The 17,133-nt window shown below is 58.3% G+C and carries 13 protein-coding genes; 8 read left to right on the top strand and 5 right to left on the bottom strand.

The window, feature by feature from the left end; all coding sequences use genetic code 11:
• Positions 1 to 125: 125 nt before the first annotated feature.
• Positions 126 to 1,013, bottom strand: a complete 888-nt coding sequence (locus ACUW6V_RS19375) for a diguanylate cyclase (RefSeq protein ID WP_454038785.1) — start codon at positions 1,011 to 1,013, stop codon at positions 126 to 128.
• Between the two features lie 410 nt (positions 1,014 to 1,423).
• On the opposite strand from ACUW6V_RS19375, the gene ygjG reads away from it, so the two are divergent.
• Complete coding sequence (gene ygjG / locus ACUW6V_RS19370) at positions 1,424 to 2,821, top strand: putrescine aminotransferase (protein ID WP_074154757.1); 1,398 nt, start codon at positions 1,424 to 1,426, stop codon at positions 2,819 to 2,821.
• Positions 2,822 to 2,999: 178 nt separating this feature from the next.
• The gene (locus tag ACUW6V_RS19365; protein WP_454038784.1) at positions 3,000 to 5,018 is read left to right on the top strand and encodes an oxidoreductase; all 2,019 of its coding nucleotides are present in this window, start codon (positions 3,000 to 3,002) and stop codon (positions 5,016 to 5,018) included.
• A gap of 454 nt (positions 5,019 to 5,472) precedes the next feature.
• Here ACUW6V_RS19365 and rlmG read toward each other — a convergent pair whose 3' ends face one another.
• Positions 5,473 to 6,603, bottom strand: a complete 1,131-nt coding sequence (rlmG, locus tag ACUW6V_RS19360; RefSeq protein ID WP_454038783.1) for a 23S rRNA (guanine(1835)-N(2))-methyltransferase RlmG — start codon at positions 6,601 to 6,603, stop codon at positions 5,473 to 5,475.
• An 85-nt stretch (positions 6,604 to 6,688) separates the two neighbouring features.
• On the opposite strand from rlmG, the gene ACUW6V_RS19355 reads away from it, so the two are divergent.
• The 5 genes from ACUW6V_RS19355 to sstT all read left to right on the top strand — a co-directional run bounded on the left by ACUW6V_RS19355 (position 6,689) and on the right by sstT (position 11,776).
• On the top strand, positions 6,689 to 7,201 hold the full coding sequence (locus tag ACUW6V_RS19355) for a M48 metallopeptidase family protein (protein ID WP_014729717.1): 513 nt from the start codon (positions 6,689 to 6,691) through the stop codon (positions 7,199 to 7,201).
• A 24-nt stretch (positions 7,202 to 7,225) separates the two neighbouring features.
• A complete protein-coding gene (locus tag ACUW6V_RS19350) occupies positions 7,226 to 7,918 on the top strand; it encodes a SanA/YdcF family protein (protein WP_454038782.1) in 693 nt (230 codons plus the stop codon).
• 83 nt (positions 7,919 to 8,001) lie between these two features.
• Positions 8,002 to 9,000, top strand: a complete 999-nt coding sequence (locus ACUW6V_RS19345; protein ID WP_105576572.1) for a Gfo/Idh/MocA family protein — start codon at positions 8,002 to 8,004, stop codon at positions 8,998 to 9,000.
• Between the two features lie 265 nt (positions 9,001 to 9,265).
• Positions 9,266 to 10,234 (top strand): TerC family protein, encoded by a 969-nt coding sequence (locus ACUW6V_RS19340; RefSeq protein WP_014729720.1) that lies wholly within the window; start codon positions 9,266 to 9,268, stop codon positions 10,232 to 10,234.
• Positions 10,235 to 10,528: 294 nt separating this feature from the next.
• On the top strand, positions 10,529 to 11,776 hold the full coding sequence (sstT, locus tag ACUW6V_RS19335) for a serine/threonine transporter SstT (RefSeq protein WP_004385810.1): 1,248 nt from the start codon (positions 10,529 to 10,531) through the stop codon (positions 11,774 to 11,776).
• A gap of 32 nt (positions 11,777 to 11,808) precedes the next feature.
• Here sstT and ACUW6V_RS19330 read toward each other — a convergent pair whose 3' ends face one another.
• The 3 genes from ACUW6V_RS19330 to uxaC form a co-directional block, all read right to left on the bottom strand.
• Complete coding sequence (locus ACUW6V_RS19330) at positions 11,809 to 12,351, bottom strand: YgjV family protein (RefSeq protein WP_007891210.1); 543 nt, start codon at positions 12,349 to 12,351, stop codon at positions 11,809 to 11,811.
• A gap of 71 nt (positions 12,352 to 12,422) precedes the next feature.
• Positions 12,423 to 13,910 carry a UxaA family hydrolase gene (locus ACUW6V_RS19325; protein ID WP_012125924.1) on the bottom strand — a complete coding sequence of 496 codons (1,488 nt, stop codon included), beginning with the start codon at positions 13,908 to 13,910 and terminating at the stop codon, positions 12,423 to 12,425.
• 17 nt (positions 13,911 to 13,927) lie between these two features.
• On the bottom strand, positions 13,928 to 15,340 hold the full coding sequence (gene uxaC, locus ACUW6V_RS19320) for a glucuronate isomerase (protein WP_454038781.1): 1,413 nt from the start codon (positions 15,338 to 15,340) through the stop codon (positions 13,928 to 13,930).
• A 470-nt stretch (positions 15,341 to 15,810) separates the two neighbouring features.
• On the opposite strand from uxaC, the gene ACUW6V_RS19315 reads away from it, so the two are divergent.
• Positions 15,811 to 17,112 (top strand): MFS transporter, encoded by a 1,302-nt coding sequence (locus ACUW6V_RS19315; protein ID WP_007872954.1) that lies wholly within the window; start codon positions 15,811 to 15,813, stop codon positions 17,110 to 17,112.
• The last annotated feature ends 21 nt before the right edge of the window (positions 17,113 to 17,133 follow it).

Below are 17,133 nucleotides of genomic sequence, written 5' to 3'. Positions count from 1 at the left end.
AAATTATCTTTAGCTGTTAAATACGATTCAGCTCGCAAATTAAGCATTTCGCGGTCATTTTTTTTATGCACGCTGCCGATAATTTATATCCGCAATTATTTACCACAGTGAATAATACACCTGGGTTATTTCAGCGTTTCCCGCATCAGCCCGTCGAGCGTCAGAATACAGCGGTTACGTCCATTATTTTTCCCGAAATACATGGCATCGTCCGCACGACCAATTGCCTCATGCAATGTTTCATCCGGTCGTACGCATGTCAGGCCGCCTGTAACCGTCACCGTTAGCGTCTCGCCATTGAGCCTCAGCGGACGCCGACCAGGAGAGCCGCAGAACCGTAACCCCGCCTCACGCGCGGCTTGCGACGTATGTGCGTCAAGCAGCACGATGAACTCTTCTCCGCCAAAGCGATACACCCGCTCGCCGCTGCGCGCTTCGGTCTTTAACCGCTGCGCCACCTCACGCAGCACGTCATCGCCCGCGTTATGCCCATACGTATCATTAACCTTTTTAAAGCGGTCGATATCGATTATCAGCAGCCATAGCGTCTGTTCGCGCGCATGGGCGTGCAGGAAAGCGAAATCTTCATACATTAACTGGCGCAGCGGCAACCCGGTAAGCGTGTCATGACGGTTGCGTAGTGAGATCAGCTGCTGGCGATAGTCATCAACGCTTGCCACGAACTGCTGCTGTGCGTCGTGGTAAGCATAGAGTTCATCAGAATCCACCCGTTTACTGGCAATCGACTGAATTAACGTGAGCGCATAGTCATGCATCGTTTTATGCGTTTCGCTAATATTCCCAATAAAGCGAGCGTAGCGGGAAGGAATATTATCGCACGAGACAACCCAATGGTGAAAACGGCAATAAAGATGAGACTGCGGATGTATAAAGGTGTTATCAGGTTCACTGCCTAATAATACAAGCTCTAAAAATTTGCCGCTCCACTCATAATGTAGTTTAACGGCCTGGTTTAATTCTTTTAACGATAAATCTATCTGTTGCAAATCCATGCTAACCTCATAAAACAATAACCGCCCTGGCTATCAGGAATACGCGCAAGAATAAAGAGACGCGTGAAAAATAACCTGGCGGCAAATCAGTAAATCGCGTAATAACGCCGGTAAAATATATTTTTTGTGAATTATATACAGAAACACATTCGATGAAATAACTGCTCGCAGATGCGCCGCCGCCGCGCACCCCCGCCCTGTTATGGTGCAACGCGTCGTCAGGCCCGCGCGGACGCTGTGCGCGGCGGTAGCATTTAGCGCCGCTATGCCTTTTTAAGAATGATTTCGTGCCGCCACCCCCGCGGCTTCACAGCGGTTTATCCCGATTTTCATGCCCCTCACCGATGTGGCGTAAAGGCTGCAATACTTAACATCGGTATCATGTGATACGCGATCCAAAGGGGCACATTTTGAACAGGTTACCTAACAGCGCCTCGGCTCTTGCCTGTACCGCGCACGCACTGAATCTCATCGAAAAGCGCACGCTGACGCATGAGGAGATGAAAGCACTTAACCGGGAGGTCCACGACTACTTCGAACAGCATGTCAATCCAGGGTTCTTAGAGTATCGAAAATCAGTCACCGCTGGCGGGGATTACGGAGCCGTAGAGTGGCAGGCGGGAGGTCTTAATACGCTTGTCGACACCCAGGGACAGGAGTTCCTTGATTGCCTGGGTGGGTTTGGCATTTTTAACGTGGGGCACCGTAATCCAGTTGTTGTATCCGCCGTAGAAAATCAGCTCGCGAAACAGCCTCTGCACAGCCAGGAGCTGCTCGACCCGCTAAGAGCGATGCTCGCCAAAACCCTCGCCGCGCTGACGCCCGGCAAACTCAAATACAGCTTCTTTTGCAACAGCGGAACAGAATCGGTCGAAGCGGCAATTAAGCTCGCCAAAGCGTACCAGTCGCCGCGCGGCAAATTCACCTTTGTGGCCGCGAGCGGCGCTTTCCACGGTAAGTCGCTCGGCGCGCTCTCCGCCACTGCCAAAGCGGCGTTTCGCAAACCGTTTATGCCGCTGCTGCCGGGCTTTCGTCATGTGCCGTTCGGCAATATCGACGCGCTGCGCGAGCTGCTTGGCGAGTGCAAGAAAACCGGCGATGACGTGGCGGCGGTGATCCTGGAGCCGATTCAGGGCGAAGGCGGCGTTATTCTGCCGCCGCCGGGGTATCTGCCGGCGGTACGCAAGCTGTGCGATGAATACGGCGCGCTGCTTATCCTCGACGAAGTGCAGACCGGCATGGGCCGCACCGGCAAGATGTTTGCCTGTGAGCATGAAAACGTGCAGCCGGATATTCTCTGTCTTGCCAAAGCGCTTGGCGGCGGCGTCATGCCGATTGGCGCGACGGTGGCGACAGAAGAGGTGTTCTCGGTGCTGTTCGACAACCCGTTTCTGCACACCACCACGTTTGGCGGCAACCCGCTCGCCTGCGCGGCGGCGCTCGCCACCATTCATGTCCTGCTGGAAGAAAACCTGCCCGCCCAGGCGGAGCAGAAAGGCGACATGTTGCTGGACGGCTTCCGTCAACTGGCGCGTGAATACCCGCATCTGGTGCAGGAGGCGCGCGGTCGTGGGATGTTGATGGCTATTGAGTTTGTCGATAACGAAACTGGCTACCGCTTCGCAAGCGAGATGTTCCGCCAGCGTGTGCTGGTGGCGGGCACGCTCAACAACGCCAAAACGATCCGCATTGAGCCGCCGCTGACGCTGACCATTGAGCAGTGCGAGCAGGTGCTCACTGCCGCGCGTAAGGCGCTTGAGACGCTCAGCACCGCCCAGAGCACAACGGCGGTCGCCACCGAAAGCTAACCCTCAGGCCGCGCGTCTTCGTTCTCATCCGGCGAAGGCGCGTCGCCTTTTCCCCCGCGTCTGAAATTTGATTGCCATCACAATCAGCGGATTGTCTCTTTCCCTTTTGGCCGTCGATCGCTTAATCATTAACTCATCCGACCACATAACAATTATTTTACACTGGATGAGTGCAATCATGAGCTACCCGTCGCTGTTCGCCCCGCTCGATCTTGGCTTTACCACGCTGAAAAACCGCGTCCTGATGGGCTCGATGCATACCGGGCTTGAGGAGCACCCGGACGGCGCACGGCGGCTGGCGGCCTTTTACGCCGAGCGCGCCCGACATGGCGTGGCGCTGATTGTCACCGGCGGCGTGGCGCCGTCGCCCTCCGGCGTGGCGATTCAGGGCGGCGCGGTGCTCAATGACGCGCATCACCTGCCCCATCATCGTGTCATTACCGACGCCGTGCACCGCGAAGGCGGCAAAATCGCGCTGCAAATTTTGCATACCGGGCGCTACAGCTATCAGCCGCACCCGGTCGCGCCGTCGCCCTTACAGGCGCCGATCAACCGCTTTGCGCCCCATGAACTGACCCATGACGAAATACTCGCGCTGATTGAAGATTTCGCGCGGTGCGCGTCGCTGGCGCGCGAGGCTGGCTATGATGGCGTGGAGATCATGGGCTCGGAAGGTTATCTGATAAACCAGTTTCTGGCGGCGCGCACCAACCATCGCGAGGACGAATGGGGCGGCGATTACGCCCGCCGGATGCGCTTCGCCGTTGACGTTGTGCGCGCGGTGCGTGAGCGCGTGGGCCAGGACTTTATCATTATTTATCGTCTCTCGATGCTGGATCTCGTTGAGGGCGGCTCGACCTTCGATGAAACCGTGCAGCTTGCCCGCGCCATTGAGGCGGCGGGCGCGACGCTGCTGAATACCGGCATTGGCTGGCACGAGGCGCGTATTCCGACGATTGCCACACCGGTGCCGCGCGGCGCGTTTACCTGGGTGACGCGTAAACTTCGCGGGCTGACTCGTCTGCCGCTGGTGACGACCAACCGCATTAACGACCCGCATGTGGCGGAGGCGATTCTCGCCGCGGGCGATGCCGATATGGTTTCGATGGCGCGGCCGTTTCTGGCCGATGCCGAGCTGCTATCCAAAGCCGCGAGCGGGCGCGAGGCGGAAATTAATACCTGCATCGGCTGCAACCAGGCGTGCCTCGATCAGATTTTCGCGGGCAAAATTACGTCATGTCTGGTGAACCCGCGCGCCTGCCATGAAACCGAAATGGTCTCTGTGCCTGCCCGCATGCCGAAAAAGCTGGCGGTGGTAGGCGCGGGCCCCGCGGGGCTTTCGTTTGCGGTGAATGCCGCACAGCGCGGGCACGTGGTGACGCTGTTTGACGCCAGCGCGGAGATTGGCGGGCAGTTTACTATCGCCAAACAGATCCCTGGCAAGGAGGAATTTTACGAGACGCTGCGCTATTTCCGCCGGATGCTGGCAGTGACCGGCGTGACGCTCGCGCTTAACACGCGCGTCGATGCCGCGATGCTGGCGGCGTTTGACGAGGTGGCGCTCGCGACGGGCATTGTGCCGCGCGTGCCGGATATCGAAGGCATCGATCATCCGAGCGTGCTGACCTATCTCGACGTACTGCGCGATAAAGCGCCGGTCGGGCAGCGCGTGGCGATTATCGGCTGCGGCGGCATCGGCTTTGATACCGCGATGTATTTAAGCCAGCCGGGAGAAGCCACCAGCCAGAATATCGCCGAATTTTGCGTGGAATGGGGCATCGACACCAGCCTTAACGCGCCGGGCGGCCTGCGCCCGGAAGGGCCGGTGTTGCCGAAAAGCCCGCGCCAGATAGTGATGCTGCAACGCCGCGCCGGGAAACCCGGCGACGGGCTTGGCAAAACGACCGGGTGGATCCATCGTGCGACGCTGCTGGCGCGCGGCGTGAAGATGATCCCGGCGGTGAGTTATCAGCGTATCGACGATCGTGGTTTGCATGTGTTGATCAACGGCGAAGCGCAGGTGCTTGAAGTGGATAACGTGATTATTTGCGCGGGCCAGGAGCCGCAACAGGCGCTCGCGGCGCCGCTGCGCGCGATGGGCAAGCCGGTGCATTTGATTGGCGGCTGCGACGTGGCGCTGGAGCTCGACGCCCGCCGCGCCATCGCCCAGGGCACTCTGCTGGCGCTGGCAATTTAAGGCATAGGGCGGGTGCGGTGGTGATGGCGGGTGCGCTACGCTTACCCGCCCTACGATTGAGACACCCTCAAATTATGTAGGGTGGGTAAGCGAAGCGCACCCACCGTTTTTCCCCGGCCACAACGCGGACGGCAAGGTGGATGGTTTTACTCCGGCTAAAAAAAATCGGCCCATGAGGGCCGATTTCCGCCGGGAGCCGGGATTGCAAAGGGGGCGGCGGCGAGCCCCCTTTGCACGTTCGCGTGAGGAAAGCGTCCATATAAAAAAGACATTATGGCGAACGGAACACGTTCCCTACCCTGATATATTTACCCTGCCTCACCGGTCTTCTTACTTTCTGTGATGGCGGGTGCGCTTCGCTTACCCGCCCTACGATTGAGGCTCCCTCACAGGATGTAGGGTGGGTAAGCGAAGCGCACCCACCACCCCACAAACCTCGCGTTAACCGCCCTTCTCAGCGGCTTTTACGCAACTTCACCGCCTTCAACACCACAAACTTATTGTTGGTCGCGACGGTCGTACAGTTGCCGAAAATCTTCTTCAGCTTGCGGAAATAATCGAGATGGCGATTGCCGACGATGCGCAGCTCGCCGCCCCATTTCAGGCAGCGGCGGGCGTCCTGGAACATCTGCCAGGCGATATGATCGGTAATCGCGTGCTGCTGATGGAACGGCGGGTTGCAAAGCACCGCGTGAAAGCTTTCCGGCTCGACGCCCGTCAGCGCGTTATTCACCTGAAACTCGCAGCGCTCCATCGCCTCCGGCAGATTGGTTTCAACGTTCAGACGGCTCGAAGCCACCGCCATATAAGACTCGTCGACAAACCGCACCTTCGCCTGCGGGTTTTGCGCCAGCAGCGTCAGGCCGATCACGCCATTGCCGCAGCCGAGATCCACCATCTCGCCTTCCACCGCTTCCGGCAGGTGCTGCATAAAGAAGCGCGCACCGATGTCGAGACTCGTGCGGGAAAACACGCTGGCGTGGTTGTGAATCGTCCACGGCGTGCCGTCGAGCTTCCAGCTTAAGGTTTCAGGCGCGTCGGCAAGCGCCGGGGCGCTGAAGGCGCAGTGAATCAGGCGCGCCTTTTTCCAGGCGAGCGTCGTGGTGGTCGGCCCTAAAATTTTCTCAAACAACGTAAGCGTTGAGGTGTGAATATCGCGCGCTTTGGCACCGGCGATAATGCGCGTCTGCGGCGTTACTACTTTTCGCAGCGCGCGCAGCTGCTGCTCCAGCAGCGCGAGCTGTTTCGGGATTTTCATCAGCACCAGCTCGGGTGCGTCGGGCAGCGGGCTAAGGCTGTCCTGCATCGTCACGAGAGAGTCGTCGATATCGTTCAGGAGCAGGTTGTGGCGCGTGGCCTGGTGGGCGATGAACGAATCATTCACGCTGACCGGGCGCACATCCGCCAGCGCACAGGCGAGCGCGCCGAAACTGTCGTTGAAAATCAGTACCGGGCCGGAGGGCTGTTCGACCTGTTGCAGCAGGTATTCATCCGCTGCCTCCCAGGCCTGCAGCGGCGTCTCTTCCGGCATCGGCGGAAAACGCTGCAGCGTCAGTGTTTGATTAAGTAACTCCACCTGGCTCATCGGCCCTCCCGAATGGTAAAATCCGCGCGTTTTATCCCTTAATTACACCCCTGAGTAAACCTTTTTTTCACCCGCTGAGGCCGTGATGACCACACTGACGTATCTCCAGGGCTACCCGGAATCGCTGCTTGTCCAGGTGCGCACGCTGATTGACCAGAACCGCCTCGGCGACGTCCTTGAGAAGCGCTATCCGCACAAACACCTGATAACCACCGATAAAGCGCTTTATGACTATGCGCAGGCGCTGAAAAACCGCTATCTGCGCAGCGCCCCGCCGCTCAATAAAGTGGCGTATGACAATAAAATTCATGTGATGAAGCACGCGCTCGGGCTGCATACCGCAATCTCACGCGTGCAGGGCGGCAAGCTGAAAGCCAAGGCGGAAATTCGCGTCGCCACGGTGTTTCGCCAGGCACCGGAAGATTTCCTGCGGATGATCGTGGTGCATGAGCTGGCGCATATTAAAGAAAAGGAACACAACAAAGCCTTTTATCAACTGTGCTGCCATATGGAACCGCAGTATCATCAGCTCGAATTCGACACCCGCCTGTGGCTGACCCAGCTTGCGCTGACGCAAAATGGCGGGCAGACGGCTTAACCTCAAATTTTGCAAGGACGCAACGTGAAATTTTCCTCTCGCTCAAAACGCGGCTTAACTTTCGCCGCCGTGATTATCCTGACTGGCGCGTTGGTGTCGGTGATGGCCATTATCGGTGCCGACCGCGCGGTCACACACGCCGCGGCTGGCCGGTTGTATGACACGGTCGACAATATTCCTGCCCGCAAAGTGGGGCTGGTGCTCGGCGCACGTCCTGACAACCGCTTCTTCAACCGCCGTATCGAGGCCGCCGCCGGGCTTTATCACGCCGGGAAAGTCTCCTGGTTGCTGGTGAGCGGCGATAACAGCCGCGCTGATTACGATGAGCCGACGGCAATGGCCGAAGCGCTTAACCGCCGCGGTGTGCCCGCTGCCGCGATTTTCTGTGACTACGCGGGGTTTTCGACGCTCGATTCCGTCGTGCGCGCGCGGGAAGTCTTTCAGGAAAACCGCATTACCGTCATCTCGCAGGCGTTTCATAATCAGCGCGCCATCTACCTGGCGCAACATTATGGCATCGACGCCATCGGGTTTAACGCTGAAGATCCGGCCTTGCGCCATACGCAATATACGCTGCTGCGCGAACGGTTCGCCCGCGTGCGTGCGCTGCTTGACGCGCGTTGGCTTCGCCGCGAACCGCACTTTCTCGGCCCCACCGTGGCGATAGGCCCAAAAGACGCGCCGCGCGGCTGCAATATTTACGCCCCAACACCATAACAATCTGCGCCCGCGCGCACTGGTTTTGTCATTTTCGCGTGTTACTCTGAAAAGATATTCACTGTCGGAGAAGACACGCCTTTATGATACGTTTCGCCGTTGTTGGAACGAACTGGATAACGCGCCAGTTTGTCGATGCCGCCCACGAGACGGGCAAATTTACCCTGACCGCGATCTACTCCCGAAGCCTTGAACAGGCGCAGGCGTTCGCGAGCGACTACCCGGTGGAGCATCTCTTCACGTCACTGGAGGCGCTGGCCGAAAGCGACGCCATCGACGCGGTCTATATCGCAAGCCCCAACGCCCTGCACTTTTCCCAGTCCTGCCTGTTTATGAACCATAAAAAGCATGTGATTTGCGAAAAGCCGCTGGCCTCTAACCTGCGCGAAGTGGAAGCGGCGATCGCCTGCGCGCGTGAAAATCAGGTGGTGCTGTTCGAGGCGTTTAAAACCGCCAGCCTGCCGAATTTTATCGCGCTGCAACAGGCGCTGCCGAAAGTGGGCACGCTTCGCAAAGTGCTGTTTAACTACTGCCAATATTCGTCGCGCTACCCGCGTTACCTCAACGGCGAGAACCCGAATACGTTTAATCCGGCGTTCTCCAACGGCTCGATTATGGACATCGGCTTTTATACGCTCGCCAGCGCCGTTGCGCTGTGGGGCGAGCCGCATGAAGTGAAAGCCACCGCCAGCCTGCTGGCAAGCGGCGTGGACGCGCACGGCGTGGTTGAGATGAATTATGGCGATTTCGACGTCACGCTGCTGCACTCCAAAGTGAGCGACTCTGCGCTTCCAAGTGAAATTCAGGGCGAGGCGGGCTCGCTGGTGATTGAAAAGCTCTCCGAGTGCCAGCGCATCACCTTTATTCCGCGCGGCGGCAAACCGCAGGAGCTGACGCTGCCTCAGCACATCAATACGATGCTCTATGAAGCGGACACCTTTGCGCGCCTGGTCGAGGCAAACGAAGTGAATCATCCGGGCCTCGCGGTCAGCCGCACGACAGCGAAATTGCTCACCGAGATCCGCGCCCAGACGGGCGTGAAATTCCCGGCAGATGATGTCAGCGCGCCGCTCCCGGCGTAAAGCTTTGTAAAAGCGCCACGGTGAGTCATTGACCGCATAAATGCTTTGTAATAGTTTGTTACTTGCAAAGGGGAGTAACTTCTAACGCCGACGGTCGTCATTACGATGCCATGCATCCGGTCGTCGGGCAGTCAGCCTGTTATCTACATGATAACGCGGCGGCTGTAAGTGAGACCTTGCCGGAAGGCGAGGTCTGTGCGGTGCTCTTAAGCAAAGCGGCTGACGTCTTCTGACGTTAGCCGTTTTTGTTTAGAGGATTTCGCTTATGAATACTGTCGGCACTCCCTTGCTGTGGGGCGGCTTCGCCGTCATCGTGGTGATTATGCTGGCTATCGACCTTCTGCTTCAGGGGCGACGCGGCGCGCACGCGATGACCATGAAGCAGGCGGCCGCCTGGTCCATTGTCTGGGTTTCGCTTTCCCTGCTGTTTAACGCCGCCTTCTGGTGGTATCTCACCGGCACCGCCGGGCGTGAAGTGGCGGATACCCAGGCGCTCGCCTTCCTGACCGGTTATCTCATCGAAAAAGCGCTCGCGGTCGATAACGTCTTCGTCTGGCTGATGCTCTTTAGCTATTTCGCCGTACCGCCGGCGCTCCAGCGCCGGGTACTGATTTACGGCGTGCTGGGCGCTATCGTGCTGCGCACCATTATGATTTTCGCCGGTAGCTGGCTTATTACGCAGTTTGAATGGCTGCTGTATGTGTTCGGCGCGTTCCTGCTCTTTACCGGCGTGAAGATGGCGCTCGCGAAAGAAGATGAAGGCGGGATCGGCGATAAACCGCTGGTGCGCTGGCTGCGCGGGCATCTGCGCATGACGGACAGCATCGAGAGCGAGCACTTTTTCGTGCGTAAAAACGGCCTGCTGTACGCCACCCCGCTGCTGCTGGTACTGATTATGGTGGAGCTGAGCGACGTGATTTTCGCGGTGGACAGCATCCCGGCGATTTTCGCCGTCACCACCGACCCGTTTATCGTGCTGACCTCTAACCTCTTCGCGATCCTCGGTCTGCGCGCCATGTACTTCCTGCTGGCGGGCGTGGCGGAGCGTTTCTCGATGCTGAAATATGGGCTATCGGTGATCCTGGTGTTTATCGGTATCAAGATGCTGATTGTCGATTTCTATCATATTCCAATCGCCATTTCGCTTGGCGTGGTCGGCGGCATTCTGGTGACAACGCTTGTGATTAACGCCTGGGTTAACCATCGTAACGACAAGAGAAAGCTGGCGGAATAAGGATTTCGCCGTCATGGCTTTGACGCCGTCCGTGCTCCTGCGGACGGCGTTTTTTTATGGGTTATTCGCTCCCCGCGCTTTTGCAACGCGCCCGATGACGGAATTGCCGATATTGTCACAATAACGTTAAGAGATAGTTAAAAAACGGGAGCAATTCAGAAAATCCAGCACTATCCCCTTTCTCCGCGTAGCCAAATCCTTATACTCATCTGTGCAAACTTTTGTTACATCCTGACGCAACGTGGCACAGAACATGGCGCGGGATGCAACCACATCACTTCTGAAGGAAATAGTATGACTACGCAATCTCAGGGCGGCGGCCTGCTACACCGCCTGGCACAGGGCAGTCTGGTAAAACAGATTCTGGTGGGACTGGTGCTCGGTATTCTGCTGGCCTGGCTTTCCAAACCCGCGGCTATCGCGGTCGGGCTGCTCGGCACGCTGTTCGTCGGCGCGCTGAAAGCCGTGGCGCCGGTACTGGTGCTGATGCTGGTAATGGCCTCTATCGCCAACCATAAACACGGGCAGAAAACCAATATCCGCCCCATTCTCTGGCTCTATCTGCTGGGCACGTTTTCCGCGGCGCTGACCGCCGTGCTGTTCAGCTTTCTCTTTCCTTCCACGCTGCATCTGGTTGCAGGCGCGACGGATATTACGCCGCCGACCGGCATTGTCGGCGTGCTGCGCGACCTGCTGCTCAGCATGGTCGCGAACCCGATTGATGCGCTGTTGAAAGGCAATTACATCGGCATTCTGGTCTGGGCTGTGGGTCTCGGCTTCGCGCTGCGTCACGGCAACGACACCACCAAAAATCTGGTGAATGATATGTCGGATGCCGTCACCTTTATGGTGAAGCTGGTGATCCGCTTCGCGCCCATCGGGATTTTCGGTCTGGTCGCGTCCACCCTCGCCACTACCGGTTTCGATACCCTGTGGGGCTACGCGCAACTGCTGGTCGTGCTGGTCGGTTGTATGCTGCTGGTGGCGCTGGTGATAAACCCGCTGATTGTGTTTGCGAAAATCCGTCGTAACCCGTACCCGCTGGTGTTCGCCTGCCTGCGCGAAAGCGGCGTGACCGCGTTCTTTACCCGCAGCTCGGCGGCGAATATTCCGGTTAATATGGCGCTGTGCGAGAAGCTGAATCTGGACCGCGATACGTACTCGGTGTCTATCCCGCTCGGTGCGACCATCAACATGGCGGGTGCTGCGATCACCATTACGGTGCTGACGCTGGCGGCGGTGCATACGCTCGGGATCGCGGTGGATGTACCGACCGCGCTGCTGCTGAGCGTGGTGGCGTCGCTGTGCGCCTGCGGCGCGTCGGGCGTGGCGGGCGGTTCGCTGCTGCTGATTCCGCTCGCGTGCAATATGTTCGGTATCCCGAACGATATCGCCATGCAGGTGGTGGCGGTGGGCTTTATCATCGGCGTGTTGCAGGACTCCTGCGAAACCGCGCTGAACTCCTCCACCGACGTGCTCTTCACCGCGGCGGCATGCCAGGCGGAAGATGCGCGTCTTGCGAGCCACGCGCTGCGGAATTAATCCCTCTTCGGCGGTCTGCGGGCCGCCGTTTTTTACCGCTTCTGCACTATCTCTTTTTCGACCTTAAACGGATCGATGCCGCGTTGTTGCATCCGCCAGAAACGAACAATGTTAAGCCCGTTGATGATGAGAAAGCTGCCTTCAATCAGTGTCCCGCCTATCGAGCCAATCCAGAAATTATGCGTGACCCAGCAGGCGGTGGAGCACCACATCACGCAGCGGGTGGTAAGCCCCGTGCAGCGAAACAGCGCCCAGGTGCTGGCGACCGTGCCGATAATCGGTAGCAGCTCGATGGCGTGATGGAGCTTGACCAGCCCGAGCGTCAGCGTGAGCACGATAAACAGCGTCATAATCCACAGGCTGCGGGTGCGTAGCGAAATCACCGTGCGCAGGGCGTTGAGCTCCGCGCTCATGCCCGCAGGCGTCGCGCCCATCAGGAAAAAGTGCCCGCCGATGACGGCGCTGTAGAGCGCCAGTTGCAGCTTAAAGCGCCGTTCGTCGCGGTTGAAAAAGGTGGTGATGCCAATCAGAAAGGCGATGACCCCAACGCCCTGGGCCAGCCAATACGCGGTCATAAAGCGTCCCTCTCAAAAAGAAACGGCGCTTCATAAATGAAACGCCGTCTGATGATGACGTTATCCGGGGCCTACAGCGTCACGCCGCTCTTAAAGATGGCCAGCTCGCGGAAATCGTTTTTCTCATTGCAGGTCTGTTTGCCGGAGGCGATTTCCACAATCTTATCGACAAACATTTCCAGCAGTTGCGGCATCGCGGTGCCGTGCAGCAGCTGGCCGGCGTCGAAGTCTATCCAGTGCGGTTTTTTCGCCGCCAGCTCGCTGTTGGTGGCGATTTTCACCGTCGGTACGAAACCGCCGTACGGCGTGCCGCGCCCGGTGCTGAACAGCACCATATGGCAGCCCGCGCCCGCCAGCGCGCTGGTGGCGACAGCGTCGTTGCCCGGCGCGCTCAGCAGGTTCAGGCCAGGCGTATGCAGGCGCTCGCCATAGCGCAGCACGTCGACAACCTGGCTTGCGCCCGCTTTCTGGGTGCAGCCGAGCGATTTCTCTTCAAGCGTGGTGATGCCGCCCGCTTTGTTGCCCGGCGACGGGTTTTCGTAAATCGGCTGGTTGTGCGCGATAAAGTACTGTTTGAAGTCGTTCACCATGGTGACGGTTTTCTCAAACGTCGCTTCGTCGCGGCAGTGGCTCATCAGAATGCGCTCCGCGCCGAACATCTCCGGCACTTCGGTCAGTACCGTGGTGCCGCCGTTGGCGATGACGTAATCCGAGAAACGGCCAAGCATCGGGTTGGCGGTAATGCCGGAAAGCCCGTCTGAACCGCCGCACTCCAGCCCGAATTTCAGCTCGCTGAGTTTGCCCGGCTCGCGTTTGTCGTGCCGCATGACGTCATAAAGCGCGTGCAGATGCGCAAGCCCCGCTTCCACTTCATCATCCTGGTGCTGGCACACCATAAAATGTACGCGCGCAGGGTCGAAATCGCCGAGCGTCTCGCGAAATGCGTCCACCTGGTTGTTCTCACAGCCAAGACCAATCACCAGAACCGCCCCGGCGTTCGGGTGGCGCACCATGTTTTGCAGCATGGTGCGGGTGTTGATGTGGTCATCGCCGAGCTGCGAGCAGCCGTAGGTGTGGCTGAAGAGAAACACGCCGTCGGTGCCTTCGGCGTCGTTCGTCTCTTTCAGGAAACGGTTCTGGATCTGGCGCGCGATCCCGTTGACGCAGCCGACAGTTGGCAGGATCCAGAGTTCATTACGGATCCCCACCTCGCCGCTGGCGCGACGGTAGATCTGCACCTCGCGATCGCCCATCTGCTCGCCGGTAAACGGTGCTTCGGGTTGATAGCTGTACTCATCCAGATCGCTGAGATTGGTGCGGGTATTGTGGGAGTGAATATGTTCGCCCGGCGCGATATCCGCCAGCGCATGGCCTATCGGCAGGCCATATTTCACCACGTTCTCTCCCTGAGCGATGGCGCGCAGTGCGAACTTATGTCCGCGCGCCACCGGCTGCAACAGCATGACGGACAGCCCGTCAATGGCGATAACCGTGCCTTCAGGCAGATCCGCCAGCGCTACCGCAACGTTATCCTGCGAATGGATCCTGATGTATTGCATATCAACCTCAAAGGGCCTTAGTGGAGTTCAATGGCGAAGTAGTCGCGGGCGTTGTTAAAGCAGATGTTTTTCACCATCTCGCCTAACAGATCGATATCCGCCGGCGCTTCGCCGGCTTCCACCCAGCGGCCAATCATCTGGCACAGAATGCGGCGGAAGTATTCATGACGGGTATAAGAGAGGAAGCTGCGGCTGTCGGTCAGCATCCCCACAAAACGGCTCAGCAGGCCGAGCTGCGCGAGCTGGGTCATCTGACGTTCCATGCCGTCTTTCTGATCGTTAAACCACCAGCCGGAGCCGAACTGCATCTTGCCTGGCATCCCTTCGCCCTGGAAGTTGCCGATCATAGTGCCCAGCACTTCGTTATCGCGCGGGTTCAGGCAGTAGAGAATGGTTTTCGGCAGCAGATTTTCTTCGTTCTGTTTGCTGAGCAGTTTTGAAAGCTCTTCCGCGAGCGGGCGGTCGTTGATGGAGTCGAAACCGACATCCGGCCCGAGCAGTCTGAACTGGCGCTGGTTGTTATTACGCAGCGCGCCGATGTGGTACTGCTGCACCCAGCCGCGACGCGCGTATTCCGCGCCAAGCCAGACCAGCACCGCCGTTTTAAACTGCGCGATTTCATGGCCGCTGAGCGTCTCGCCCGCCAGACGGCGCGCCAAAATAGCATCGAGCTCGCTTTCGCTCGCCTCGGCAAACAGCACCACATCCAGCGCGTGATCCGACACTTTACAGCCGTGGGCCGCAAAGTGATCCAGACGTTTAGTGAGCGCCTTTTGCAGATCGCTGAAGCGGCGGATATCGGTATCGGAGACTTCCGCAAGCTTCGCCATGTAGTCGGTGAAGGTCGGCTGTTCAATGTTGAACGCTTTGTCCGGGCGCCAGCTCGGCAGCACTTTGACGGTGAAGGCGCTGTCTTTCGCGATGGTCGCGTGGTGTTCCAGAGAATCGATCGGATCGTCGGTGGTGCCTACCATTTTGACATTCATCTGCTGCATGATGCCGCGGGCGCTGAACGCATCCTGCGCCAGCAGATCATTGCACTGGTTCCAGATCTCATCCGCGGTTTTCGGCGACAGCAGTTTGCCGGTAATGCCAAACGGACGGCGCAGCTCCAGATGTGTCCAGTGGTAGAGCGGGTTGCCGATGGTATGCGGCACGGTCGCCGCCCACGCGTCAAACTTCTCGCGGTCGCTCGCATCGCCGGTACACAACCGCTCCGGCACGCCGTTAGTGCGCATCGCGCGCCATTTGTAGTGGTCGCCTTTCAGCCAGATGTCATACAGGTTTTTGAAGCGGTAATTTTCGGCAATCTGCTGCGGCGGAAGGTGGCAGTGATAGTCGAAAATCGGCTGGTCTTTAGCGTAGTCGTGGTACAGACGGCGGGCGAATTCGGTGTCGAGCAGGAAATCTTCGGTCATGAACGGGGTCATTTTATGCTTCCTCTGAGCCAGTATTTCAGATGCGTTAGCATGATGCTGTCAAAGTTATCACACCAATTTCCAGCGACCGAAGCTATTTTCGTGAGTCAGATCAATAAAAGCACACAAATAATCATCCCGTTCCGAAGTAAACGCCGCGCCAGCCCGCGCCACGTCTGGCTTCGTGTCGCCCCTGACGTAACCTTACAAATAAAAATGCTTTTGTGATGGCATTCAACTTTTAAAGCTGTATGACAAGTTATCGTTCTGCCGTCGCAACATATAAACCCACGGAATGTTTTAGAGGGTGTGATTCACCCCATCAGCCGGAACGGATACCGGCCTGTCCCATAAACACGGTATGGCAGGGCGTGGACGGCACCGACAAGACCTCCGGCGCGCCTCCCGTTACTGAATGAGCATCGCGCAAGCCTGGCAACATGCCTGCCTGCGCGGCGAACGATTAAACGATGAGGTTTCCAATGCGTAAAATTAAAGGGTTACGATGGTACATGATTGCGCTGGTGACGCTGGGCACCGTGCTGGGTTACCTGACCCGTAACACCGTAGCGGCCGCAGCGCCCACCCTGATGGAAGAGTTGCACATCTCCACCCAGCAATATTCTTATATTATCGCCGCCTATTCCGCGGCCTATACCGTCATGCAGCCGGTGGCGGGCTACGTGCTGGATATTCTCGGCACGAAAATCGGTTACGCCTTCTTTGCCGTGACCTGGGCGGTGTTCTGCGGCGCAACGGCGCTGGCAGGCAGCTGGGGCGGCCTGGCGCTGGCACGTGGCGCCGTGGGTGCTGCGGAAGCGGCGATGATCCCGGCGGGCCTTAAAGCCAGCTCCGAGTGGTTCCCGGCGAAAGAGCGTTCCATCGCCGTAGGCTATTTCAACGTCGGCTCGTCTATCGGTGCCATGATAGCCCCGCCGCTGGTGGTATGGGCTATTGTCATGCATAGCTGGGAACTGGCGTTTATTATTTCCGGCGTGCTGAGCTTCGCCTGGGCGATGGCCTGGCTGATTTTCTACAAACATCCGCGCGACCAGAAAAAACTGACTGAAGAAGAACGCGATTACATTATTGGCGGCCAGGAAGCGCAGCATCAGACCAACAACGGTAAAAAAATGTCGCCGTGGCAGATCCTGCGCACCCGTCAGTTCTGGGGCATCGCGCTGCCGCGCTTTCTGGCGGAACCGGCCTGGGGTACGTTTAACGCCTGGATCCCGCTGTTTATGTTCAAAGTGTACGGCTTTAACCTGAAAGAGATCGCGATGTTCGCCTGGATGCCGATGCTGTTCGCGGATCTCGGCTGTATCGTCGGCGGTTATCTGCCACCGCTGTTCCAGCGCTGGTTTGGCGTGAATCTTATCGTTTCCCGTAAAATGGTGGTGACGCTGGGCGCGGTACTGATGATTGGCCCTGGCATGATTGGCCTGTTCACCAGCCCCTATGTGGCGATTGCCCTGCTGTGCATCGGCGGGTTCGCGCACCAGTCGCTCTCCGGCGCGCTGATTACGCTCTCCTCTGATGTGTTTGGTCGTAATGAAGTGGCGACCGCCAACGGCCTGACTGGTATGGCGGCCTGGACCGCGAGCACGCTGTTCGCTCTGGTGGTCGGCGCGCTGGCCGACACCATTGGCTTCAGCCCGCTGTTCGCTGTGCTGGCCGTGTTCGACCTGCTGGGCGCGCTGGTTATCTGGACGGTGCTGAAAAACAAACCGGCCAGCGAACTGGAACGAGAGACGCGAAGTGGCGCGCCCGTCACACAACACTGATCGCTTATCCTGAAAGCCGCC

The sequence above is a fragment of the Cronobacter sp. 153480017-3 genome (genome assembly GCF_053627815.1).
This window is presented reverse-complemented; position numbering and strand designations above follow the sequence as displayed.